The organism is Paenibacillus eucommiae (genome assembly GCF_017874215.1).
Taxonomy (GTDB): domain Bacteria; phylum Bacillota; class Bacilli; order Paenibacillales; family NBRC-103111; genus Paenibacillus_AI; species Paenibacillus_AI eucommiae.
On record NZ_JAGGLB010000013.1, the window covers coordinates 121,526 to 147,419 of the forward strand.

The following is a 25,894-nucleotide window of genomic DNA, read 5'->3' on the forward strand; positions in this document are numbered from 1 at the left end:
TTCTGATCTATATGCAAAATGCAAAAAGACCCCTTTTTTCCACCCGAATAATCTGGATGAACAAGGAAGCCTCAAATCAAGCTTGTTATGATTGTTATGATAAAGATGTTGACGAAGATGTTGGTTTAGATTGAAGATGTTGGTTTAGATTAATGGAGAATGATGGTGTTCGGATCTGAGACCCGAATGCTGCTGCTCAAATTCGAAAGCGATAGCCTGCGCCCCAGATCGTTTCGATATATTGCGGGTTGGAGGGGTCGAGCTCTACTTTTTCCCTCAGCTTGCGGATATGAACTGTGACTGTTGCAATTTCGCCTATGGAGTCAAAGCCCCACAGCTGATCAAACAGCTGTTCTTTGCTGTATACTCGATTGGGACTCGATGCGAGAAAGGTCAGCAAATCGAATTCCTTGGTCGTAAATATCACTTCCTGCTCATTTATGAAGACGCGGCGGGCTGTTTTGTCGATAAGCAGACCGCGGATGCTAATTTCATCGTTCTTGATTTCCCGCTTCCCCCTGAGCCTTTCATACCGGGACAAGTGAGCCTTGACTCTGGCAACCAGCTCACTAGGACTGAAGGGCTTGATTACATAGTCGTCAGCCCCGAGGCCGAGGCCGCGGATTTTATCAATATCCTCTTTCTTGGCGGAAACCATTAAAATCGGGATATCCTTCTCACTGCGAATTCTGCGGCATATCTCAAAGCCGTCTATTTTCGGCAGCATAAGATCCAGAATAACCAAATCATAATCCGTGCTTAATGCACGCTGCAGACCTTTATCCCCACTATTCTCTATATCAACGGAGTACCCGCTAATTTCCAAATAATCCCGTTCGAGCTCAGCAATGCTTTGCTCATCCTCAATAATCAATATTCGGCTCATATGATTCTCCACCCCACCCACGCTCCTCACAAACTTCACAAATCCTGATGTTCCTGGCAACCGTATTGCTTCTAGCGTTCCTTCAACCAAGCTATATCTGTCAACACACTACAGTACAACAACTATGGTTTGCTCCATATAGGCAGCATGATGAATATTTTTGTTCCCTGTTCGATTTCACTGGCGGCCCAGATCATGCCTCCGTGCTCCTCCACAATTTGCTTGGCGATGGCTAGTCCGAGTCCGCTCCCGCCTGTCGCGGTATTTCGAGAGGGATCAGCGCGGTAGAAGCGGTCAAAGATGTGCGGAAGCGCCTCTGCTGAAATGCCCTGTCCGTTATCTTCGATGCTGACGATTGCATTCCCTTCGATTTCCTGTACCTTCAGACGAATATTTCCTTCGTCTTTGTCCATGTACTTTACCGCATTTTCAAAAATATTGAGCAGCACCCGCTTCAGCTTTTCACGGTCTGCCTTGACATAGAGTGGGGCACTTGGAGCGTTTTCCGGTTCCAGCTTGACGCCCTTTTTTTCCATATCAAAATAAAGCTCCTGCACGCAATCCTCCAAATACTGTCCAAGGTCCACCCGTTCGAAATGAAAAGGAATTTTTCCTAAGTCCAGCTTCGAAAATAAAAACAGCTCATCGATCAACCGGTCCATATCGTTCGCTTTGTTGTAGATCGTTTTGACGTACCGCTCCAGCTTATCAGGGGAATCGGCTACACCATCCATAATGCCCTCGACATATCCCTTTATAGCCGTTACAGGTGTTTTGAGATCATGCGAAATGTTGGAAATTAGCTCTTTGCGATTCTCGTCATACTGCAGCTGCAGTCCGATCGAGTGCTTAAGCTTGCTGCGCATCTCCTCAAATGCCGTACTTAACTCACCAATTTCATCCTTGGACTGGGGCTTCACTTCGAAATCGAGGTTACCCTCTTTAATTTCTTCCGCTGCCTGCTTTAAAGCCTTCAAAGGGCGGATAATGCTGCGGGAAACAAAGTAGGTCAACGCTCCGTTCGTCAGAATCAGAATAAGGAGCAGGGCAATGAATAGCCATTTCGCATATTGATGCACATATTTTTGAAATGTATTGGCGTCCGTCACGATAAAAACACTGGCTCTCTCCTGCCCTGACAGCAGAAAATCCACCTGTCTTGTAATAATAAGCCTCTCTCTAATATCATTTTCTTTAATCGATGACCCGCCATAAGCAGGCAAGCGATTATAATCCCTAGTCTTCGATAAATTGGGCGAGATATAAAGCAGTTCATCATTTTTACGTACAATCAGATTCATATTGATTTTATGCAGACGGCTGTCCAATTCTTCGGCTACAGCATCTTCCATAAGCATTTCCGGTTCGCGTGCGGACATAAGCTTGATATCAGCAGTGATGGCTGCCTCTTGCTCCATAATATCTGTGAACGGGTTCCGATGATTGTCGGTGACCTGATAAAGGGTGCGCAGATCTCCAATAAAGAAAATCATGATCAGCGCGGCGGCTACTATGGAAAGCACAATAGGCACAATCAACATGGCAATATAAGAAAGTACAAGCCGCATGCGAATAGACATCATTAAAGCTCCTTTTTATCAAACAAATAAAATCCAACTGTAAAAAACAATATACTACATGCCAGCAGAAACATAAAGACACTGAAGATTTTATCGGTTGCCATTGGGCTTCCCAGCCACATCACATGCCAATCTGTATAAGAGGTCGGTGAATAAACAGCCAGCTGCGGAAAAAAGATTGCCCCAAGCTTCGCTGTCAAATAAAGCAAAATGCTCGTGGTTAGTGCGCCGCTGCTGCTTTTGAAAAATTGGGCCAGCAGCACAGCCGCTATACTCAAAGTCAGAAGAGGCAGAAAGGCAGCACCATAAGCCTTGATCCACTCCAGCATTGAAGCTCCAAAGCCGCTTGAACCCTTCAGCAAGAAGCTGGATAAAATGGATGCGAGCAGCGCCGCAGCCAGAAAAGTGGCGATGTAAATACCCAGAGAAATTTGCTTCGAGGCGAATACCTTGAAGCGTGAAATAGGGCGGGTTAGCACGTTCTTCATCGTCCGGTCCGCCATTTCACCTGAAAACTGGTCGGCTGCTCCCATAAAAACAAATAGCGGCAGAAAAACAGCAGTGAAAAGACCCAGCATGACAATCGGAAACTCTCTGGAAGCTACAGCACCGATTCCCATGCTGCTCTGAAAGTTGGCAATAAGCAAACTGGCCCCGACTGGCAGCAGTAATGTCATAGCCAGAAAAAATATCGTTTTTTTCTTCAATGCGAGCTTGCTCGTTTCATTGCGAATACTGGCTGTTAGGCTATACATGAGCGACTCCCCTCCTCTCTTCGGAAATTTCGTACAAGAACAGCTCCTCGAGTGAATCGAAGCGGCCTGCGAGCAGCTCGTTCTGAAGACCTTCACAAATCAATTTCCCATCATAAATAATTCCGATCCGGCTGCACATCAGCTCCATTTCATGAATCAGGTGACTGGAAATGAGAAATGTAATCCGCTCTTCTTTAGCAAGTCTGAGAATAATCTCCCTAATTTGCACCATACCCTCTATATCAAGGCCATTGGTTGGCTCGTCAAGGATGAGCAGCTCAGGCTTGGATAAAATGGCTGACGCGATGCCTAGACGCTGTTTCATCCCTAGCGAATATTGGCTTACCTTTTCATGCTGGTATTTCTCTAATCCGACCAGCTCCAGCACCTCATCCAGGCGCTGCTTCTCCAGATCGGGATAAAACCGGGCTGCAAGCTCAAGATTTTTCCTTCCGCTCATGTAGGTGTAGGCTTCCGCTGTTTCAATCAACACCCCAACCTTCGCCATGGCCTGCTCATATTGGGTAGATACGTCAAAGCCAAAAAGCTTTGCCTTGCCTTTCTCCGCTCTGCTTAATCCGGTCATGATTTTCATTACCGTCGTTTTCCCCGCTCCATTGGGTCCGAAAAAACCATATACATCGCCGCGTTCCACAGTCATGGACACGTTATGAATGCCTCTCTTGTTACGGAATACCTTCGTCAATCCATCTATTTCTACAATCTTCTCCATTAGCCCGGTCTCCCTTCCTAGAGCTGCAACATGAAGAAGGCGCAACTCGATCTCTTTCGCATCGAACACGCCCTTTTCTGCAACTAGAGTAGCATATTTGCTGATGTTTGATACTTGCTATGCTTGCTGTACTTGTTCTTTATGTTCAATTATTTTGAATCGCCATGTCTGTCTTTAAGATTTTCAAAAGGGTTTATTTTCTCTATTTGCTTCCCTTCCAAGTCAACCGTATCGGCTACCGTAGAATTAAAATCCGACAAGCCCATTTGAAGCTTCACAATCACCTTGTGTGTGGTTCCCTGCCCATCATTGCCGGAAATCTCAATTTCAGCTATTTGATTAGTAATATGATTATCCGCGTCTACAGTAGCGTTCATCGAGACAGATTCGATTTTGATATCCTGCGCCAGCTTGGGGAAGCTGTCCTGGATGCTGCTTAAATTCACACCTAAGGTTTCTGCAGGTGCAGGAAGACTAGGATTTGCCTGAGATCCATGCTTAATGATAACGGAGCCTATCGTGTTGACAACAGGTGAGATTTGGCTGCCCGATACTTTAAAGTGGATGTCCCTCACCCCACCAACTTCATCCTCGACGGATACGTAATTTTTCAGATTGCCTACGAGTGAATCGAGAATCGTTTCCATTTCTTGAGCCAAGGCCGGATCCGCCTGCTTATCATGCTTCCAGTGCTTATCCTCAAAGTCACTATTTTCGATATCAACGATTTGATACACGTCAGAGCCGCTTGTTTTTACAATTTGCTGGCCATCTTGATTGTAGAACTGAATCGTCTGCTCCGTGGAGCCGTTGTTTACAGCAACATTGGCACTTCCTATTGCATCTTCACCATTTGTTTTTATCGTAGAGTTCACATTCAGCAGCGAAGATCCATTATCTTCGACCGATACACTCACATTTCGGGTCACATTTTGAATAGCCATCGTATTTTTAAATGCCGATTTATATGCCTCATACCCAGGGTCTGCACCAATTCCCGCATAAGCCGATGAAATGAGAAGCATACTACTTACTGCCACACCTGCACCAATCAATCCCAACTTTTTATTCATTTAATTATTCCTCCTTATGTAGAAGCAGCTACCTGCCTCTTACAAACATCATATCAGCCCAGGATAAACTGCCTATAAAGCACATATAAACCGACTATAAAACAATTCTTAATATTTTATAAACTGTCATCTCGCCTTTGCCCAGGGGAATCACCAAGATCACGAAAATGATCACGAAAAACCCTAATAAACTATATGAAGTCAGCAGGTTTCATTCATGTTCTACTATGTTTGTTTGATCAAAGGCTTGTATAACAAGGGCAACCCCCTACAGGAGGCAGATTATGAGTAAAGCAAAGCTTGCAGTAATTTATTACAGCTCCACTGGAACCAACCATCGTTTGGCTCAAGCAGCTATCGAAGGAGGAAAGGAAGCTGGTGGAGAAGTAAAATTGCTTCGTATTCCCGAAACCGCACCAGATGCTGCAATTGCATCCAACGCTGCCTGGAAAGCACATTATGAGGCTACTAAAGATGTTGTTCCTGCGGTTACCCTGGCCGATCTCGAATGGGCAGATGCCATTATCATTAGTACCCCTACCCGTTTCGGCAGCGCAGCTTCCCAAGTAAGAGCCTTCATCGATACAACAGGTGGTCTATGGTTCCAGGGCAAGCTGGCGAATAAGGTTGTTTCCAGCATGACCAGTGCAAGCAATCTTAATGGTGGTCAAGAATCCACTATTTTGTCGCTTAACAACACCTTCTATCACTGGGGTGCCATCATCGTTCCACCCGGATACACTGATCCCGTTATTTTTCAAAGCGGAGGCAATCCATACGGTCTTAGCGTCACTGCCAAAGAAGACGGTTCTATTCCTGAGGCTTCTCTTCAGGCAGCTAGGCATCAAGGAAAACGCGCTGTTACTGTTGCAGGTTGGATCAAACAAGGACAAGGACAATAATATGGGCTTGAATCCGTGCCGCGTAAGCGGTGCGGTTTTTTTTGTGAACTTATAAGCGCCGGAAAGTCGCCAGAAAGTATAAGAAAGAACGCGCTGCAGATTCCCCCTATTCCCCTATTCCCACTATCCCTTTCCTTCAGGAAAGCTCCACTTAGCGATGTTTTTCATCATTAAAACAAGTGTTCCCGGTCAATCCGTCATGTTAATGATGTTTTTCATCGTTAAAAGAGGACGATGGCCTCTCAGGGGACTTAACGGGGGGTTTAACGATGTTTTTCATCATTAAAGTAAGGTTACGGAGAGGATCTGGTGGTTTTAACGATGAAAAACATCATTAAATCCCCAGGTCCTCTCGGTTCTTCATCCCCAGCGGCTGAAACCCACTCCAGCTTCCTCCGCAACCTTTTACTCAGTATCAACGTTAGGATAGATGGAGGTGGCATTATTATGAAAAATAAAAAACCACAACGAAGCAATCGAACGATCATGTTAACCGGAGGGATTGTGGCTGCCGCACTAATGTGGTCTACATCAGCATTTGCCTTCTCAGACTTGGCTGGTGATCCTGCCGAAGCGAAGATTAATGCCTTACAGAAGTCAGGTATTATTAGCGGCATTACTAATGATACTTTTGCCCCTAAGGAGAAGGTAACCTTTGCCCAAGGCGTTCAGCTGATTGTAAAGGGACTTGACCTTAATTTAGATCTAGTCAAATTTATCAAAAAACCGGAAGCCAGTGATTATTTCACAAAAGTGCCTGATAATGCTTGGTTTGCCGAAGCATTCATTATAGCGAGTGTTCATGGCTTATCCCTAGATAAGAATATTGATCCTTACGGCACAATCACACGTGCCCAATTTGCTCAATTGCTTGGAGAAGCTTTGGATACTAAGGGCAACTTTCCTGTAACGAAAATGTTCTTCCAGATCTCAGACGGAGAAAACCTGCCGCAGGATATTCAAGGTCGTCTGCAGATTCTGCTGAACACCAAAATTATTAAGTTAGGTGAAGACGGCAAATTCCGTCCTCAGGATGCCATTACACGTTCCGAAGCAGCGGATTGGATCTTTGAAGCATCAGACTTCGTTCGCCGGGTTATTCAGGCAGAACCTGAAAAAGAACCTGTTGTCGAAGAGAGCCACAAAGCAACAGTTACCATTGAGAAGGTGAACGATCAAGTCAACAAAGTCGTGTTGACTGTTGAAGGTTTACCGAACCCGGGCTACAAGGTTGTTATAAACGAGATTAAGTTTGCATCCGATCAAATCGCAACGGTCCATTATTCCGTACACAAACCGGACCCGAATATGTCGTATCCGCAAGTTATCACAGACGGTAAAGCAGAAACCTATCTGTCGTCCTACTACAAGCCGCTGGCTGTAGAACAAAAGACAACAGATGCTGTTGAACCCGATGCACCAGATACATCGCTCATGCTTCCTGTCGGTGAAGCTCCAACGACACCTGTAGAGAATCCTGAAGATTTATCAGCCAAATAATAACAGCTTCATAGCTTCAACCACATGCAAAACAGCCATTGATGGATCTGCTGAAGATCTGTCGATGGCTGTTTGTTTATACCAAATTTCTCTTTAATAAAAATATGCAAATTTGTCTGAGCGCATCTTTAACAAGTGGCGATGTGGTCTCACCTGGAGGTGCCTTGAACTTGTGATCAGCATTTTCCACTGGAATAAAGGTCACTCGTGCGCCAGCCTTTTTTGCAGCCTCATAAAATTTCACAGCCTGCTGGAAGGGCACCCTTTCGTCAAGCGTACCATGTGATATAAGAGTTGGCGGTGAGTGCTTGTTGATGTGGTTGATAGGCGATGCCAATGCGTACTGGCTGGGCATTTCTTCCATACTACCTCCAATTAGACCCTCTAGCAGCTTGGCTGCATCGACGCGAGCGACATCATCATACCCGCTAAGATCGGTCAAATCGGTCGGACCACAAAGCGAGACGATGCTATTTACTTTAAATGTTACATCAGCAAGAGCTGGGTCATCCTTGAACTGATTGCCTGCCAATCCCTCCAGCAGTGCCATTTGGCCTCCGGCGGAGGTGCCGATCAGATTAATTTTTCGGTTATCAAGTCCGTATTGTGAGCCGTTCTGATGAAGCCAACGTATGGAGTCGGAGGCGTCCGCAAAAGGTGCCGGGAAGATGATATTCTTATTGGTCAGGCGATATTCCACACTCACAATTGCAAAACCCAGTAAACGAAAAATGTTGAAGGTCTCAAGGTCGCTATCGTTCAAATTTTTGCTGCCACTGTCCCAACCGCCGCCATGAAAAAACACCAGCATGGGAATATTAGGTGATAGCTGCCTTTCTGGCATGTAAATATCCAGCTTGAGCTCCTGGCCGCTCGTTATTTTATAAGGGATATTAGCATAGACTCGGCCTAGGTTCGGATTATTATTGATGAGAAGGTAGTATACGACTGCCGACACGAAAGCAATTATAAGACAAGCTGCTGCGATGACGACCACTTTTCTTATTCTGTTGCGGAATTTTTTCATAATCCTCCCTGCCTCAATGAAGAGAATGAAGAGATTGAGCATGATCTGTCCGTTAGCACAGAAAGACTGCCAAATTAACTGGCAGCCTTGTCATAGATGTTAACTTAAATCGTTCATTCTGAATAATACTTGCTCTTCACAAAACGTTCTATGGCCTGCACACGCGACTTCACGCCATATTTGTCATAGATTTTACGCACATAATTGTCCACCGATCTCCGGCTGGCATGAATATGATCAGCGATTAAATCATGCGTCACACCTTTGACGATTAAGGTCATGATTTGGACTTCGTCATCTGTCAGAATGACTTCAGTCGCCTGTTTGCCTGATGTAAGCCTCATTTGATGGTATAGCGGCAGCGGCAGCATCGTATGATTATCCATCACGCAGTTGACCAGGTTTCGTATAGTATCCTCGCTTGACTCCTTGGAAACTACACCACTGATTCCGATCTCCAATAAATTGTTATAAATATCGGAGATGTCTATTCCCGTGAAAATAATAACATGTATAGCAGCGTTGATCTCTTTAATTTGTGCAGCCACCTTGGTGCCAAAACCATCGGGCAGGTGATAATCCAAAAAAACAATGCCCGGCTGAAGTTTGTTTACTAATTCAATCGCCATCTCTCCACTGCCGGCAGTGCCGATCACTTCGATTCGGTCGATTTGCTCCAGCATTGTTTTCGTGGCGCTTGCCATTAATGGGTGATCTTCTACAATTAACGTTTTAATTTTTGGTTTCATGCGCTGAGCCCTTCTCTCAATGGAATCATTATTTGAATGTTTACGCCATGTCCTTGTGACGTTTCCAGATGAAATTGTCCGTTCAGGTACAGGGTTCGACTCTTAATCTGCTCCATCCCAATGCCCGTGGCTCCGATTTCCCTCGTAACCATGCGCCGCTCGTCAAACCCAATACCATTATCCTCGTACAAAAGCTTGAAACTGTTCCCGATTGTCGTCATTTGAATAACCACCTTGGATGCCTGTGAATGCTTCTTAGCGTTCGTAATGAGCTCCTGAACCATTCGAAATAAGTGCCGCTTCGTATCCAGATCGCGATTCTCAATCGAATATGCCTTGTCTCCGTCAAACTGAATCTCAAAAGAGCTTTCGTAAGATTCCCGATCCACAAGCTTCTGTATGGTCTGAACCAGTCCAATCTCCTGCAGCAAATGCGGATGAAGATCAAAGCAGCTTTGCCGCAAATTCGTATTGATAATCTCGACAAATTCAATAATGCTGCGGAACTGAGCCTGCTGCTCGGGAACAAGCGACAGCGTGTTCATAATGGACGCGAATCTTTTCTTCAGGAAAAATAAATCCTGCATCGTCGTATCGTGTAAATCTGTAGCAATCCGCACCCGTTCCTTCTCTTGCAGCTCAAACATCAGCTTACGGAACCATATGAAATCTTCCCCTGCCTCTTCGTTAGGAAGCTGCGCGGCGAGCTCTTGCATTTTCATTGTAAGCTTACGAATCAGATATACATTCTCAAGACTAACAGCAAGGTAAGAGATAATCAAATTGAGCCACTGCTTATCCTCCAGCCCCAGCATCGTGTTCGTCCTTTTTCTTGTCATAACCAGATAGCTGGTGTATTCCTCATGATGATTAATTTCGAAAAAAGTGTAGACCGGGTGATCCTCAAACCTGCCCGCCTCAATCAGATACTCCACCTCTTCGTTATTAATATCTCCTTCGCTGATCGTTTCAATATTATGAGCATACTTGAACACCACCGCGCCACCGTATACTTGAAGCGTCTGTACGATATCCACCAGAATAATCTCTTTCATTTCGCGGAAGCTTGAGATGGACCCGAGATTTTTGGAGATTTTTCTTAATGCACTTTGAAGCTTGTGTTTTCTTGGGAAAACTACAGGCTCGAATTTGGATGTGAAGTATTCCAGGGAATAGAGCACGAAAGAAAAGATAAGTAGCACAATAAAGAAACAACTGAGAACTTCTTTGAAAGATACCTTCCATTGCCCAAAAAAATCATAAATGAGTACTATTATAGAACTTGGTATGATTGATATGATCGTGGTAAACAAAAACCGGCGAAGCAGTGTTTCAATATCGTAAAGCTGCTTGGATATAATTAAATAAGCAAAAGTTAATGGAAAGAAAAGGATAATCCAGCTTGTGTAATAAGGATCCAACCATGCATTTTGGTTTAATAGCATTGGGAGAAAAGAAAAGATTGCAAATGGAATGAACGAGATTAACAAACTTAATAATATTGTTTTTATCATAGTTGATAAATAAACACTTTGTTTTCTATATTTTATATAGATATGGGTTAGATGAACAATATTAAATATCAAACCAACTAAGAAGAAAAAAATAGTAATTAACAAAGAAGAATCATAAATGTAATAGGTGATATATGGAAAAAAATACGAAATCTTCACTACGACCGATATAATAACAATGCTATAAAGATATTTCAATGAATTATTTTTAATTTCCACATTTGTCTTCTCTTTAAAAAACACAATAAGAAAATGAAAAAAGATAACAGGTATTACCATGAGTCCAGACGTCGTCAGTATTTTACTTATTACATCCCCTCTACTAGAAGCTCCTAAGCTCATATAAACCATAGCAATACTAATAAATAAATACGCTAAAAATTTAGCGGAGAGCGAATTTCTAGCCTTAAAGTAGATTAGACCCGCAAAAAACAAACTGATGAATTCGCCGATCAGTGGTAAAAACTCTAGTTTCCCCCAATTATTTATGCTATCTATAACAACACGCGACTCTATGTTCCCTTGTACAACAGTGAGATTTTTTGCTTGATCGATACTTCCCCATCTCTTAACAGATAAATTCTTATCAGGGTCTTCTCCATCAATTTTAACCACAATATCTCCAATATTTAATTTACTTAATATATCGGGACTTGCTTCCTCAAAACCGCTAATAACCCATTGATTTTGCCCTAAATCTTCTACTTGAATTCCGATATACGGGTACTTGAGAGTGACATATGTAAACCATGCTTGGGTCAGAATTAGTAATATAAACATGATTCGAAAAAATTTCAAATTTACTCACCTATTTCTAATAAATTTGGTATAATAATAATTAGTAACTACTAGATATTAAAAGGAGGTGTTAGCATGTCTTCTCTTGCATGGTCTTCTAATGTTAGATCAACAGTTCAACTTTTCAAACAACAGGGTGTTAGCAACGTTGAGAAATCCAATTTCTCCAGTGAAGAAAAGCAAGCCATTCAAAATTTATTTCAAGATAAGAGTGAAAGCAAAGTATCACGTGCAGGTACATTAGGAATTTGGGCATAAATTTTTGTCCTGTTACATAAAAGAGGGGGTATATAGAATGGTGTATATCCCCTTTTTGATGCACATAAATAACTTCCTCATCTTTGCTACAAAACCCTCTTTATAAAAACCTAATCATAAGTTAAGTCACTACTTAGATACTAGACTACGAACAGGAACCAGCCCTCCTTGAGGCTGCGTCCTCTAGGAAGGCTTATGTGGTTTTTCACACTTGCTCCTATCACTTATTAATAGCTATAAGATTCTAATACAGTATTCCACAAAGAAAGCACTATTCACATTATATCATGAATAACTCCTAACAAAACTCAAAATTAATGATTCGATTTTGAAAACAAACTTGCCTCAACTAAGGTTATTCCAAAGATCATAACTCAAAAAATAACCCTACCCAAGAGAATCCCTCCAGGTAAGGCTATTTCAATTCTACCTGCTTCAACAGCACACATCTACAGCTCTGTCTCTTCCAGTGTATGTATTCTAGCGTAATCCAGCCTAATCCAGCTTACTATTACTAAGCCTCCAAATAACGGACCGTATCGCTATCCAGCCGCAAGTCGCCTGCCGCGCAGCTTTCCGTCAACTGCTGAACGGTATGGGAGCCGATGATCGGATAGACCGGGAACGGTTGTGACAGCATATAGGATAATGCGATGACAGAACTAGGCTGACCCAGCTGCCGCGCTACCTCTTGGACACGGTCCAATCTGTTGAAATTGACCTCGTTGAAATATTGGTTCGCAAAATCTTCTTTCCCTTGAGGAATCACACCACGACTGTATCTGCCGCTGAAGAAGCCTCCAGCTTGTGAGGAGAATGGCACTGCCGCAAGTTCCACTTGCTCGTGAAAGGCCTTTGTCTGTTCATCCATAAGTACCATTGTTTTATCGGCAAACTTCTCGAAGTTCGGATCCGCTAAGCTCCACATCATTTGATTCCCGCTGAACCCCTGCTTACCCTGCTGAAGCGCATATTGCTGCGCCTCCTGAATTCTCTCCAACGTCCAGTTGGAGCAGCCGAAGTAGCGGATTTTACCAGCCTGCACCTGCTCGTTCAACACATCGATAATACCTTCAACCGGCTCAGACGTGTCATCCCGATGCAGCCAATAGAAATCTATGCAATCCGTTTGTAAATGGGTAAGGCTCTTTTCAAGATCGGACAAAATATCCTCTCGTTTAAGCCGGAAAAATCGCTCCGCAGTCGGACAAGCGCCCTTAGTGCCCAGGATAATACGATCTCCGCCCTTCCGCTGCTTTAGCCATCTGCCCAGCAGCTTTTCACTGGAAGCTTTCACCCCATTATCCAACCAGTCCGCATAATTCAGAGCGGTATCCAGAAAATTACCGCCCAAATCAACAAAAGTGTCCAGCAGTCTGAAAGACTCCTGATCGTCTATCGTACTTCCCAGAGACACCGTGCCCATACAAATGAGTGAAGCGTCTAAATCTGTACCTGGAATGCGCTGCTTCAGCATGCTTGGAACCCCCTATACGTTTCTATATGGCTTATTTCACTAAGGACGAATTTCAATTGAATCCGTACACCTTCCATATTAAAGGGTTCCGCCCGTTCCGGCAAGCCTTTAGCCTCCATAATCAAGTCCTCACCTGCTGTCACTCTTTCATGCTATTAACCTTTAACCACAGAAAAAGTAAGCCCCTGCACAAAATATCTTTGTCCTAACGCGAACAGCAACAGTATCGGTACTATCGAGCTGACGACTCCGGCCATGATGCCTGAGTAGTTAATGTTATAAATATCATCTGCCATCGCCTTAAGTCCAACAGGTATCGTAAACAGCTCGGCACTGCGGATGAACAGAAGCGGAGCTTCATAATTGTTCCATGTCGCAACCAAGGTTAAAATCAGCAGGGCGGTAATCGCAGGTTTAATAAGCGGCAGCACGATATTCCAATAAATACGGAAATGTCCCGCTCCGTCGATAACAGCTGCCTCTGAAAGCTCCAAAGGGAGTGAAATAATAAATTGCCGAAGCAGAAAAACCCCGAACATAGAACCAAAGAAAGAAGGCAGCCAGAGCGCCATATGCGTATTAAGCAGCCCTAATTCTTTATACATCATAAAGATCGGAATCATCGTCACTTGAAAAGGAATCATCATAGTCGCAATCATCACCATAAAAATAACGCTGCGGCCTGTAAAATTAATTCTTGCATAAGCGTAAGCCGCCAAAGTACAGCTAAAGAAAGTTCCTGCAAGCACAAAAAACGCAACCTTCAAAGAATTCCAGTAAAATGTATAAAAAGAGACACCCAGTACAGAGGATTTCCAAACATATTTGTACCCGTCCAGATTAATCGGGTTTGGAATCCATTTAATCGGGAACTGAAAGACGTCCGCCGGATTTTTGAACGATGTGGACACCATCCAAAGAAAGGGCAGCAGCATACAAGCTGCTATGGCATATGCAATAATGATACGGATAAATTTGATCATAGTACCTCCGAGCCTATCAATAGTTGACCCATTTTTTTTGTCCCCACCACTGCATCATGGATACGATCAATACAATAAAAAACAGCACCCAGGATAAAGCTGAAGCGTAGCCCATATTGTCATTCTCAAACGCAGTTTTATAAATGTAATATCCGATGACAGTGCTTGATGTTCCTGGACCGCCTCCGGTCAGCACTTGAATGGTCGACCACATCATAAAGGAATCAATAATAGAGATGATGAGAATAAAAAAGGTGACAGAAGAAATCAGCGGCATAGTAATAGAGAAAAATTTCCGTACAGGGCCCGCGCCGTCAATTTCAGCCGCCTCATACAAATGCCCCGGCACCCCCTGCAAGCCTGCCAGGTATAGCAGCATTTTATAACCAAGTGTTTGCCAGGTCAGGATCAGCAGGATCGAGGGCTTTACCCACAAGCTGCTTCCAAGCCAGGAGGGAGGGTGCTCCACCCCTAGTTGCTTCAGCATTTCATTGATAATTCCCTGGCTGGGATGCAGAAGCTGGAACCAAATCAGCGATATAGCGACAAAGCTGGTGATATAGGGCAAATAGATCGTCATTCTGACCGCATTTGCACCTAGAAATTTGCTGTTAAAAATAACGGCACACACAAGTGCCAAAAACATTTGTACAGGAATAAACAGCAAAAAATATAAATTGTTAAGAATGGAATTAATAAACCAGCTATCCTTAAATACGTCGATAAAATTAGTAAGACCGATGAAACTGCTTTCCGCGAAAGTATCGAATATTTGCCGGTCCGTTAAGCTCATCACCAGCGAAAATCCGACAGGAAAAGCCGTAAATAAAATAAACCCCACTATATTAGGTAATATAAATAAGTAACCCGTTGCGTTTTCTTTCGATTTTCGGCTCATTGTACGCATCTTATCTCTCCAGACAAACATGATGCGGAACCCTGCCTCAACGCAGGTTGAATCAGGGCTCCGTGAAGCTGCTTGCTATTTGCTGTTCTTTTTGTAAATGTCCATTGATGCTTTCTGCGCGTCAGCCAGCGCTTTATCGATCGTTTTCTCATTTGCCAGCACCAGACTAAGCTCTTTCTTCAGCTCCTGGAGCATTAATGAGGAATAGGCGTATTCATTGGCGTATTTAGGTAGTATTGGCGTTTGGTTCCGATCGAGGGCTTCTTTGTATAAATCAGTCCGGTCCTTGCCTTCAACCTGATTTCCGTCCTTATCTTTATAGAACTTCCAATTATTCATCAGCGTGTTGGCATCGGCATCTTTCCAGACAGGAATACGGTGCACGGTCTTGGAAGATAAGACAAGGCCCTGCTGCGTGAAAAATTTCAGGTACTGGTAGGCCTCCTTCGGATGCGCAGATGTCTTTGCTACAGCATGACTAATTACAGTCGCTGTATGCTTATTTGTTCCACCGCCACTGCTCCAATGAGGCATTTTGAGCAATTTGAACGGGTTTTGAGCATCCACTTCTTCGGTCAGGTAGCCCATTGTTTTCCATACATCGAAGAACAGGGCACTATTGGCTGCGCCAAGCATCGTAGGGAGCTCGCCTTTGGCGTAATCGAACAGAGCGACGAGCTTATTGGCGTCAACATCTGCTTCGGTAGGCATCGACTTCTGTGTATACATAGCGTCGTAGAACCACTGGGCAGCCTGCTTCAATGCTGGAGCGTCGATATTAGGGGAGCCGTCTTCCTTGACAATTTCCCAATCTCCGTATGCGGCAACATCCAGAATACCGGCAATGCCGCGCTGATAATGCATGCCTCCATACTGCTGCTTACCGCCTTCCTTCGTAGAAAGCTTGGCGATCATATCAAAGTAATCCTGGAAGGTCCATGTGGAATCGTCCGGTAGCGGAATGTTTTTGGCCTCCAGCATTTTCGTATTGACCCATACTGCGCTTGGCGAAAGCCAATTGGCAAAACCATAAATATCATCGCCGATCATAGTGGCACGGCCGTAATCACCATACGTTTGTAAATAATCGAAATTGTCTTCAGCCATAAGATCATTCAGTTTATAATAGATTTTCGAAGCTTTATCACGGGAGCTGTTGGAGAAGTCATAATAGACCATATCGATCTTCTCGCCGCCGGCCAGCATAACCTTTAATTTGTCCATGGAATCCTCTCCGGTTAAAATCACGGTTTCCACATCAACATTGGGATTGATTTGATGCCATTCATCGATAGTCGAATCGACCAGCTCTTTATCTGTTTCATCAAGGGTGTACAGCTTCAAGGTAATCTTCTTCTGCGAAGGAGATGCCTCCGGCTGCCCTGTACTGCCATTATTCGGGGTGCTGGTTGAATTCCCCGCTTTGCTGCCTCCACCGCAGGCAGTGATAAAGGAAAGAAGTATGATTGCCAACATCAGACAAGTCATTTTTACGATTCGGTTCATTGTTTGTTCTCCTCCTGGTTATGACTGCTCTTTTCGAAGTTCTTTTATTAATGGAAATCCGACAACCTTTGTTTTGAAAACGATTTCAAATCCTTTTTTTTAATAGCCCCACCCGAAACTGCCGCATTTTGCGATTCAAACTGCTTTTAACCATTTCCTTGCTGTACAAAAAAACAACATACATGTTTATACATGTATAAATTATCACACGCACTCCGTCATGTCAATAACTATTACATTGGAATTTGTTAATAATTATTGCATCAGGGAATGCGGGCTGCGATAAGCTATGGGGTGATCTATTACTTACTTTTCAATAAATATTCGTTCTGAACCCGCTCACATGCTGTACGCGGATTTTCGATATTGGACCATAGCGGGTTCAGCTGATCCATAAACCATTGCAGGGCCTGTGGGTCTACGACATCAGCCAAGTGCTTGCTGTAGGCGATAATCTCCTCGAACAAAAGCCAGCTCTGCGGCTTGTTGGGCATAGCTGCCGCTTCTTTAGCCACCTGCCGCAAAAGAGGGGGGCTCAGCGTCCATTTGCTCCACTCCAACTGTGTTTCAGGCTTAAGCCAATGTTCCATCAGCAGCTGGGCTAGCGCCTTTTTGTTACTGCGCCGGTTCATGCCAAGCCCTGCTGTCAGCATTGGTGTGGCCTGCATATCCTCAACAGGAGGGTGCGCGATATCCCAGTCAAAATCATCTTTACGCTGGTTATTCAACGTAATCAGAGTCGTCAGCACCATGCCCATATGGCCGAGATGGAACAAATCATCCACCATCCTCCCTACAGAAGCCGGATAAATCGGCGAGGCTTTATCCTCGAAAAGCATTTGATAGGCAAAAGTAACCGATTTGCGCACAGATTCGCTGTTCCAATCGATGACTTCTCCCTCTCTGGTCCGAAAGCCGCTTTGCATCAAAAAACCGCTGAATCTGTTAATTGTCGTGCTTATTCCAAAACCGTAAATTTTGTGCTCTTCTGCGCTGTTAGTCGTCAGCTTTATCGCAAGCTGTTTCAATTGCTCCCAGTTCATCAGTTCGGCTGGAAAAGTAAGTTGATTATTCCTGAACAAGTTCTTATTGTATGCTAGCAGGACTGGCGAGAAAGAAACAGGCAGGCAATAGAGTCTGCCCTCCTTCAAATACGGCTGCCACGCAGCCGCATAGCTGTCACTGTCAATATCGAACGAAGCAGGCAACCAACTCGTAACATCAGTTAAATATTCACCAAAATCATTATAAGACAGATGAATATCTGTAAGCATAAACAAGTCAGGTCCATCGTCCCCCGCCAGCATATGATCCAAATCCTTTAAGTACGTCATACTTGAAATTTCCGTCAGCTGCACGGACACATTCTGGTAGGCAGCTTCAAATGAGGACAAAACAGCCCTCACTGCCTCGTTATCATAAAAGGGCTTATACATACAAATATGCAACGTTTCCTTAGTTGTGGCGGACACCGGAACTTGCTTAATGTAATTCCCTTTACCAGGAATCTTGACAATAATATCTGCCTCTACAAGCGAATCCAACGCTTTACGTACCGAAGTCCGGCTCATTTCATAATGCTCTGCAAGCCAATTCTCCGGCTGCAGCGGATCCCCCGGTCGTAGTACGCCTGTATTTAAATGAGTTTGTAAATCAGAGAGCAGCGCCTGATAGCGCTCATCGAAATTATTTCTGCGTTTGAGTTCCTTCATGCCAACCCTTTCCTCCCCAGCGCCTAATACACTGAATTGCCTCTTTATATAACAATTAAGCACATATAGACTACAATATAAACCTGTTAATACATGTATATATTATAGTGTAAATGACTGGTAAGAGCAATGGAGTGCATGCAGACAACTAAGACAACCAAGGTAGCCCCTAATTCTCTCTATACTAACTCCAAGCTATGTCTTGGAACATATGGGTCTGTGCCGATTCCCTCGCTCTTAGACACATCAAAGCGCTTGTCAGTCCAGATTCCAGTGTACTAGCCGATTGGTCTATTCCTTTCATCATGCCGATGAAATTTTGCGCCAATACGGCATCTCCTCCGAAGTGCGCTTCACCCGGGTCTATGGTATAGGTTTCAACGCGCGGCTGATGATGCATGAATACCTTAACCTCGTTCGTGTAGAAATCAAATTCCAGCGTGCCCTTATAACCCAGCAGCCTTGCACCACGGCTTCCTGCTTTGCGGCGGGCAAAAAAGTTCTGGGAATAACTCATATGCATGCCTGATTCATATTTGATGATAGCACTACCCGAATCCTCATTACCCGTATCTTCCGAGAAACAGCAATGCTCCCATTCAGACGGCATTAGCTTGCGGTTCGTCATGCTGACAGTACTTTCAGGACAGCTCCCGTTATCCTCACAGTCAGCGCACTTTAACCCGGCCGGCCTATCCCCTTTAAATATTTGCTTGGAAACCATGGCACATACGGATACTGGTCTTTGTCCGATCAAATGATTCAGATAGTCAAAATCATGAGTGGCCTTTTGCAGGAACAATCCGCCTGTCTCCCGCTCATCCCGGTACCAGTAGTGAAAATAAACTCCACCGTACGGGACATTGTTTACGGCCTGCACATGCTCAATCGTTCCGATCTTGCCTGATTCCAGAACCTCTTTAACCAGGCTCACCAATGGCGAGGCGCGCAAAGGAAAGGAAACCAGTACAGGCGAGGGATAGCTTTCGAAGCCCCGCTTCAGCCGCAATAAGTCCTCATAATGGGTGGCGACCGGCTTTTCCAGAAAAAGTGGCAGCTTTGTCGGCAGCACCTTTAATGCCATCTCCGTATGAAGGGAGCAGCGGGTGCCGATCAGCACGCCGTCCAGCCTTTCATTTGCCAGCATCTCTTCCGGGCTTTCGTAACATGCAGGCACCTCTCCTTGCACGGCAGTCCAATTGTCCCTGATTTCTTCATACCGCACGTCAGTGATTGCAGCCACACGGCAGCCGTCATCCACAAGCTTCAACTCATCCAGCACTTGTCCGATACGAAGCCCATAACCAATCACTCCTAAACGCATTTCTTCTCTCATCCCCTTTCGAAAAACCCGCAGACACCTTAAGAAATAAAAAACAACATCTCATTACATACATGTGTGGACATGTTTGTAATGCGATGTTATACCGATTTTTCCTTCCTGTCAATATAAGACTCATAAATGTATTGACACAGGGGTAATACAAAACTTAATATAAACATGTATAAACATGTGTTTTAATTAAATTCGAATGACTGTATTGAAATCCAAACTTTCAAAGGGGATGTAAATGATGAAGATTAACCGATTCAGTTTCAGATCCGTAGTGGCTTTAACGGCAATCAGCATTTTTGCGTTGTTCATGAATTTACCGGTTCACGCATCCGATTACACGTATGACAGTTTTAAAAAGTACGATCAGAGCTGGAATTATGGCAGAGGCTTCAGCGATCCTGCTCTGACAACGGATGCTGCTGATGGAGGGACTGTGGCATGGGCGGAAGCTTACTTGCTTGACGGTTATGTTAACAGCTATCATGCCACAAAGGATAACTACTGGCTGGACAAAATCGTAGATCAGACCGATAGGCTTCTTGTAAACGCTTCCTCGCTTGGTGGTACCGCTAAAGGCTGGCCTTCCTTGTACTCCTATCCGATGCTGGATAACAAGGATTTCAAATTCGCGGGCGCTTTGGGTGGAGCAACGGAAATGGTGCTGAACGGCGGATTTGAGACGGCTTCAGGTGGCGTTCCCAACAACTGGACGAGGACGGGGGGAGCCTCCGATGTCTATTTATCGACGACGGAAAAGTTCGCGGGAAATCAGGCGATCGCCGTCAAATACAATGGCAGCGGGACGCCAAAACTGACCCAGACAATAACGCTTGTGCCCAATCAGGAATACACGCTCAGTTACTATGCCAAGACAAACGGTTATCAGACAGGAGCCATCCTCAGCGCGGTCGATACCGCTACCGGCACGGTCATTGTTAATTCAAGGGTGACGGATATGGAGCCAGTCGTCTACCATCCGAATTGGGAGCGTTACGCTTATAATTTCACTGCTCCTACATCAGGAAGTGTAAGGCTTGAAATCGCATTAACTTCTAATCAGGATACAAGCTGGATCGCTTACTTCGATCAGATTTCGGTGTTGGCCTCATACGCCTCAGCCGCAGCCACGATTATCCAGAACCCCTCCTTCGAGACGGTGAACGGAAGCGATTCTACACTGCCGCAAAGCTGGAGCCGCTGGCAAGGCAGCCCGGCTACCGCTTACCGGTCCACCCTGGTTACCGACGGATATGACGGTACAGCTTCGGCGGTCATCAAAGCTAACGGCACGTCGTGGCAGACCTTGGAGCAGACGATAGCTTACTCGCCAAACACGGAATACACTGTCAAATTTTTCGCTAAGAACAATATGTCTTCTGCAGTTGGAAAAGCGGATATTATAGATGAAAACAATACTACATATGGGAGTATCACGTTTCAGAATAACGCATGGTCCGCTTACAACTTTACTTTCACCGCCCCGTCTTCGGCTGGGCATACGTTGAAGCTGAGATTGCTTCAGAATGATTATACGAATAATAAATGGATAACGATCTACGATAATGTGAATGTGTATCCGGTTCGCCAAACGACTCCCGCTTCATGGGAGCTTGTGAACGGAAATGCAACCCTCGCCTATCGGACCAATCAGCACAGTCCGAACTTGAACGTTCCCTGGGGTGTTGTCGTTTCGAACGGCAGCACGCTGTCTCCTTATTTCACACAAAGACTGATGGGATTTGCACCAGGAATCAAACACGGGTTAAGCGTGACAGCCAAAGCGCTCAACGGCTCGACGGGAAGAGTGACGGTATACAACGAAACGACCGGGACGGAAATTGCCCATAAAGATTTTACCAATAACGAGTTCCAGTCATTTGTTCTTGGCTTCACAGCCCCATCGAATGCTTCTGATATTGTGACGATAAGGATTGGTTTGGCAGATAACGTCAATGGGCATGGTGCAGTTTACAGCAATGTGAATGCCGGGGAGTATGGATTTTATATGGTTCACGAAGGTATGATTATGAATCCTATTCTGAACTTTGTGAAGCTTGTCCAGAACGATGCATCGCTCCATACCACCTATTTAAGCAAAGCCAACACTTACAAAACTTTCATTACCGACAACCTGTACAACAAATGGGAGCCTTATTGGCAGGATATAGACGCCTCCTCGGGTATTTATAAGCAAACGAACAGCAACGTCGGACAATCCAATCCGGGCAGAAGTCTGCCCAACAATCAGTATTTGTCGTATGCCGGTTCCTTGTACTTATTGTACGATGTTACAAGTGACTCCACCTATCTGAACAGGGCCAATAAAATGGCTACCGCCTTCAAAAACAAGCTGAGTACGAATGCATCGGGCGGTTACCAATGGAATTATTGGAGCAATCACGGTTCATGGGACAATAACTTCTGGTTTGACAACGCTAGCGTGTACACCTTCGTAGATGATCTGACGCATTCTGCCGTGGCACTGACAGGTGCGATCGAGGCCTATCGGCATGGTCAAGTGTTTAGCCAAACCGATATGGTCAAGTTCTCCAAAACTTTAACCGATGTCATGTGGAACGGTTCGACGTCGCCTTATTTGATCAGCCACAGCCTCGATACTACGGGGACGTATCCGATTCATTACCATTCATGGACACCCTATGCGGGGTTCTGGGGAATGCTGGCCGAGGTTAACGCTTCAATGAAACCTATCATAAGCGGAATCGTCAAAGATCCGAAACAATCGGTATACTTTCCACTGACAGGCACCGTTGCGCTGCGATGGGCGAATGAGCATACACTGCTGAATCAGGGCTTTGAGTATTCCAATCCTATGGACACAACACTGCCTCTTTATTGGCAAAGGTGGCAATCGACAAGCGCCACCGCCTATATCGATACGGCCAACTCCCGAAGCGGCAAAGCAGGCATGACGGTGAAAACAAACCCGGCAGCAGGCTGGCAGGTGCTGGAGCAGATCGTTGCCGATTACGAACCGAACACAGACTATACGTTGACCTTCTATGCCAAAAATAATGCGACTGCTGCCAAAGGAAGGGTGGATATCGTTACCGATACGTCAAGCTCCTTACTTGCAACCGTCAATTTCGACAACGGAACTTGGACGAAATATACGGCAACTTTCCGTACTCCAGCAGCAAACACAGAAAAGTTGAAAATACGGCTCTATCATCAGAATTATGCAGTGTCCGGCGGAATCAGCTATTTCGACGATGTTTCCCTGACTCCATCCTTATTCCACTCCGCCATTCCTAATGGGGGGTTCGAATTTACGGAGCTCTCGGATCATACACTACCCAAGTGGTGGAGCAGAGGGGCAACGACAGCGGAAGGCAGCGTGGTCGTGGCACCCGCCTTTAATTACCGGGGCAGTCAAAGCCTCAAGCTGGAAACCTCACCTGCTCACGGCGTTCAGGAGCTAATGTATTCATGGTATGGTTACAAGCCTTCTGGAAGCTACACGCTAAAGTTTTCAGCTTCATTGGGGGCAGGGTCAACTACGGGAGGCAAAGTCATCATTAAAGATATGACGGCCGGAACTAATCTGACTTCCATAACCTTCACGGATACGGGACAGTTCTATGATTATTCAACTGTCTTTACCGCTCCAACCAGCTTTGACCATGAATTAATGATTATCATTCAGCATGATAATCCCGCAGCAAGCGGGGGCGTGATTTATGTCGATGAATTGGGTATCACATTGTAAAGCACTTACATTATTGGACTAGTTAATAAACGCAAAGCGATAAGGGGCTCCCCTTATCGCCTTGCCAAGCAGCCTGTGAGAACGCCCTGAAATAAAGAGGCCGCCATAAGTCGACGTGCATAATTGGACGTGCATAAGATGATCGTAGATGATCGTATTGGTAGTGGAATCGATATGCTTCATATGGATTACATAATGAATGGAGAAGGCTCCCCCACATAACAAAGCTGCAGCTGATGAAGCGCACGCGTACAAGCGGTATAGAAAAGTTTACGTTCCCTTTCTTCGGCATATACTTGACGGCCCGCGTTATAGATTAGAACAGCATCAAACTCCAGGCCCTTGGCCAAGTAGGCAGGAAGAATCATTACACCCGCGGCAAAATGGAGCGTTTCCTTCGTAATCAGCTGCAGATGCGGCAAATGACCGACTAGAAGTTCGTGGGCGCGGCGCGTTTCCTGTTTTGTTTTGCAGATAATTGCCATCGAATGGATACCCTGATCTGCCCATGCCTTCACAGAGGCCACCACGCGGCGCGTCAAATCCTGTTCATCGCTGGCCCGCTCAAGACGAGGCTCCTCACCGCTGCGGTTGAAGGGCTCCACCGGCTCTCCATGAGGAAGAATGCGGCTTGCGAATTCGACAATTTCACGAGTGGAGCGATAGCTTTTGACCAGACGTACTGTCTCTGTTTCCTCCGCCATCAGCTCTCCAATCGATGAGTAAGCCCCCTCCTGGCTGGCATGGGCATAAATCCCCTGATTCCAGTCACCAAGCAATGTAAAGCGCGCACGCGGAAACAGCTTCCTGAGATAAGCATAATGAAACGGCGAGTAGTCCTGAGCCTCATCTACAATGGCATAACGAATCGTATTAACGGTTTGTTGACCTTCAATAATACCTTTGAGATACACCAGTGGTGTGGCGTCCTCGAACATGATGTGCCCCTGCTTCAGCTTTGAGCTCGTATATTGTTTAATCGCTTCCCACGCCTCCGGCAGCTCCTGCCTAACCTCCCGGGCGAGTGAAGCATACAGCTCTGAGCTTTCGAACAGCTGCCTGTATAAGCCAGGCACATCAATAAATTGCAGCTTTTCCGCTTTTTCTTTGAGCGGTCCAAGCGCGCGCTGCGCCTTTTGCCGGCTCATTCGTTTCAATTCCTGATCGGCACCAATATACTTCGGCTCCTTGCTAAGCTTACGATAAATACGCTTCTCCGCCTCAAGCTGTATCTCGTCAAGCCTGCCTGTAATCCACTCTTTCATATTTTCCATCCGGTCTCCAAGCGACATAGTGGTTTGCTTTTCATAGAAAAAGCCACTGATTTGCTCGCTAGAGATAAGCACCTTGGCTCCTACAGAAAAGCTGCTGAATCGTATGCCCTCCTGTCGAAGGCGTGCTCCATATGCTTCAATAACCTGCAGGAATGCAGCTGAGCCTTTATAGCGAATGCCTTCCAGACGGGCTGCATCCTCGGGTTGAAGTACAGTGTCTGCGGATAACACGAATTCCAGTTGATCATAGGAATCTTCCACCATTAACTCTGCTCCTGCCAGCCTATAGCTCAAATAATCCTGAAGCGTCGTTTGCTGCATATTCGTCTCCCCAAGCTCTGGAAGCACGCTGGACACATAATCGCTAAATAAGGAATTGGGAGAAAAGAGAATCATTTGATCCGCACTCAGCGTTTTGCGGTATTTATACAGAAGGTAGGCGATCCGTTGAAGCGCGACAGACGTTTTCCCGCTGCCTGCCGCGCCCTGTACGATCAGCACCTTATGCTTGTCGTCACGAATAATCAGATTCTGCTCGCGCTGAATGGTCGTGACAATGCTGTGCATTTTATCATCTGCGTTGCGGCTAAGCATTTGTTGAAGCATTTCATCTCCGATGCTAATGCCTGTATCAAACATATTTAGTAGCTGCCCCGACTTGATCATATACTGCCGCTTAAGCTTCAATTCCCCTTCAATCGTCATCTCTGGCGTCGTATAAGAAGCCGGTCCTGGCGGAAAATCATAGAAAAGGTTAGAGATAGGCGCCCGCCAATCATAAATCAGAATCTCATCTGTAACAGGATCAAGAAAGGAAGCAAGTCCAATATAAATCTGCTCTTCAAGACTGCTTCCCGCTTCAACAAAGTCAATTCTGCTAAAATAAGGCGTGTCCACAATCTGCTCCAGCTTCCGCAAAGCATCATAGGCCAGCTTGTAGCTCCGCTCCTGACCGGACAGCACATGCGCTTGCTGGGTAATACTTGCCGCCGTTTCTATCAGATCGTCTTCATTTTCCACATTTACAGATATGTCATTCCAGAAGTTAAGACGGATCGTCTCCGCATCACCTCGGCGGATATCTACAGTTGCATCCAGTTCTTCAATCTTACGTTCTATCTGTTCCCTGACATTCATCAGGCGGGCTGCTTCAAGCTGCCACTCATCCTGTCCAATTGTCATATGGATGACCTC

19 protein-coding genes are annotated in these 25,894 nt (G+C 45.2%); 4 read left to right on the top strand and 15 right to left on the bottom strand.

The window, feature by feature from the left end; translation table 11 throughout:
* Positions 1 to 196 precede the first annotated feature (196 nt).
* From J2Z66_RS19275 to J2Z66_RS19295, 5 genes are all read right to left on the bottom strand, one after another.
* Entirely contained in the window at positions 197 to 886 is a 690-nt protein-coding gene (locus tag J2Z66_RS19275) for a response regulator transcription factor (RefSeq protein ID WP_209973360.1), read from the bottom strand.
* Between the two features lie 122 nt (positions 887 to 1,008).
* The gene (locus tag J2Z66_RS19280) at positions 1,009 to 2,466 is read right to left on the bottom strand and encodes a sensor histidine kinase (RefSeq protein ID WP_209973362.1); all 1,458 of its coding nucleotides are present in this window, start codon (positions 2,464 to 2,466) and stop codon (positions 1,009 to 1,011) included.
* Positions 2,467 to 2,468: 2 nt separating this feature from the next.
* Entirely contained in the window at positions 2,469 to 3,221 is a 753-nt protein-coding gene (locus J2Z66_RS19285; RefSeq protein WP_209973364.1) for an ABC transporter permease, read from the bottom strand.
* Positions 3,214 to 3,954 (bottom strand): ABC transporter ATP-binding protein, encoded by a 741-nt coding sequence (locus tag J2Z66_RS19290; RefSeq protein WP_209973365.1) that lies wholly within the window; start codon positions 3,952 to 3,954, stop codon positions 3,214 to 3,216. The genes J2Z66_RS19285 and J2Z66_RS19290 overlap by 8 nt, the downstream gene beginning before the upstream one ends.
* 149 nt (positions 3,955 to 4,103) lie before the next feature.
* The gene (locus tag J2Z66_RS19295) at positions 4,104 to 5,027 is read right to left on the bottom strand and encodes a hypothetical protein (protein WP_209973368.1); all 924 of its coding nucleotides are present in this window, start codon (positions 5,025 to 5,027) and stop codon (positions 4,104 to 4,106) included.
* A 284-nt stretch (positions 5,028 to 5,311) separates the two neighbouring features.
* Here J2Z66_RS19295 and wrbA point away from each other — a divergent pair, with 284 nt between their 5' ends.
* Together wrbA and J2Z66_RS19305 are read left to right on the top strand one after the other, a co-directional pair.
* A complete protein-coding gene (gene wrbA / locus J2Z66_RS19300) occupies positions 5,312 to 5,929 on the top strand; it encodes an NAD(P)H:quinone oxidoreductase (RefSeq protein ID WP_209973370.1) in 618 nt (205 codons plus the stop codon).
* A 447-nt stretch (positions 5,930 to 6,376) separates the two neighbouring features.
* Positions 6,377 to 7,429, top strand: coding sequence for an S-layer homology domain-containing protein (locus J2Z66_RS19305; protein ID WP_209973372.1), 1,053 nt, complete (start codon positions 6,377 to 6,379; stop codon positions 7,427 to 7,429).
* 76 nt (positions 7,430 to 7,505) lie between these two features.
* On the opposite strand, the gene J2Z66_RS19310 is transcribed toward J2Z66_RS19305, so the two are convergent.
* The 3 genes from J2Z66_RS19310 to J2Z66_RS43845 all read right to left on the bottom strand — a co-directional run bounded on the left by J2Z66_RS19310 (position 7,506) and on the right by J2Z66_RS43845 (position 10,242).
* A complete protein-coding gene (locus J2Z66_RS19310) occupies positions 7,506 to 8,456 on the bottom strand; it encodes an alpha/beta hydrolase (RefSeq protein WP_209973374.1) in 951 nt (316 codons plus the stop codon).
* Positions 8,457 to 8,569: 113 nt separating this feature from the next.
* On the bottom strand, positions 8,570 to 9,205 hold the full coding sequence (locus J2Z66_RS19315) for a response regulator transcription factor (RefSeq protein WP_209973376.1): 636 nt from the start codon (positions 9,203 to 9,205) through the stop codon (positions 8,570 to 8,572).
* Positions 9,202 to 10,242 carry a sensor histidine kinase gene (locus J2Z66_RS43845; protein ID WP_209973377.1) on the bottom strand — a complete coding sequence of 347 codons (1,041 nt, stop codon included), beginning with the start codon at positions 10,240 to 10,242 and terminating at the stop codon, positions 9,202 to 9,204. Before J2Z66_RS43845 ends, J2Z66_RS19315 begins: the two co-directional genes overlap by 4 nt.
* Before the next feature lie 1,350 nt (positions 10,243 to 11,592).
* Between J2Z66_RS43845 and J2Z66_RS19325 the strand changes: the two genes are divergently transcribed.
* A complete protein-coding gene (locus J2Z66_RS19325; protein WP_209973378.1) occupies positions 11,593 to 11,775 on the top strand; it encodes a hypothetical protein in 183 nt (60 codons plus the stop codon).
* Positions 11,776 to 12,289: 514 nt separating this feature from the next.
* On the opposite strand, the gene J2Z66_RS19330 is transcribed toward J2Z66_RS19325, so the two are convergent.
* The 6 genes from J2Z66_RS19330 to J2Z66_RS19355 form a co-directional block, all read right to left on the bottom strand.
* On the bottom strand, positions 12,290 to 13,252 hold the full coding sequence (locus J2Z66_RS19330; protein WP_209973382.1) for an aldo/keto reductase: 963 nt from the start codon (positions 13,250 to 13,252) through the stop codon (positions 12,290 to 12,292).
* A gap of 155 nt (positions 13,253 to 13,407) precedes the next feature.
* A complete protein-coding gene (locus J2Z66_RS19335) occupies positions 13,408 to 14,235 on the bottom strand; it encodes a carbohydrate ABC transporter permease (protein WP_209973384.1) in 828 nt (275 codons plus the stop codon).
* 16 nt (positions 14,236 to 14,251) lie between these two features.
* A complete protein-coding gene (locus J2Z66_RS19340) occupies positions 14,252 to 15,142 on the bottom strand; it encodes a carbohydrate ABC transporter permease (RefSeq protein ID WP_209973386.1) in 891 nt (296 codons plus the stop codon).
* A gap of 75 nt (positions 15,143 to 15,217) precedes the next feature.
* Positions 15,218 to 16,648, bottom strand: a complete 1,431-nt coding sequence (locus J2Z66_RS19345; RefSeq protein WP_209973388.1) for an ABC transporter substrate-binding protein — start codon at positions 16,646 to 16,648, stop codon at positions 15,218 to 15,220.
* Positions 16,649 to 16,950: 302 nt separating this feature from the next.
* On the bottom strand, positions 16,951 to 18,360 hold the full coding sequence (locus tag J2Z66_RS19350) for an extracellular solute-binding protein (RefSeq protein ID WP_209973390.1): 1,410 nt from the start codon (positions 18,358 to 18,360) through the stop codon (positions 16,951 to 16,953).
* Between the two features lie 184 nt (positions 18,361 to 18,544).
* Positions 18,545 to 19,684 carry a Gfo/Idh/MocA family protein gene (locus J2Z66_RS19355; protein WP_209973392.1) on the bottom strand — a complete coding sequence of 380 codons (1,140 nt, stop codon included), beginning with the start codon at positions 19,682 to 19,684 and terminating at the stop codon, positions 18,545 to 18,547.
* 247 nt (positions 19,685 to 19,931) lie between these two features.
* Here J2Z66_RS19355 and J2Z66_RS19360 point away from each other — a divergent pair, with 247 nt between their 5' ends.
* On the top strand, positions 19,932 to 23,426 hold the full coding sequence (locus J2Z66_RS19360; protein WP_209973394.1) for a DUF642 domain-containing protein: 3,495 nt from the start codon (positions 19,932 to 19,934) through the stop codon (positions 23,424 to 23,426).
* Positions 23,427 to 23,614: 188 nt separating this feature from the next.
* Here the strand turns inward: J2Z66_RS19360 and helD are convergent, their stop codons facing one another.
* A complete protein-coding gene (gene helD, locus J2Z66_RS19365) occupies positions 23,615 to 25,882 on the bottom strand; it encodes an RNA polymerase recycling motor HelD (RefSeq protein ID WP_245375671.1) in 2,268 nt (755 codons plus the stop codon).
* Positions 25,883 to 25,894 lie beyond the last annotated feature (12 nt).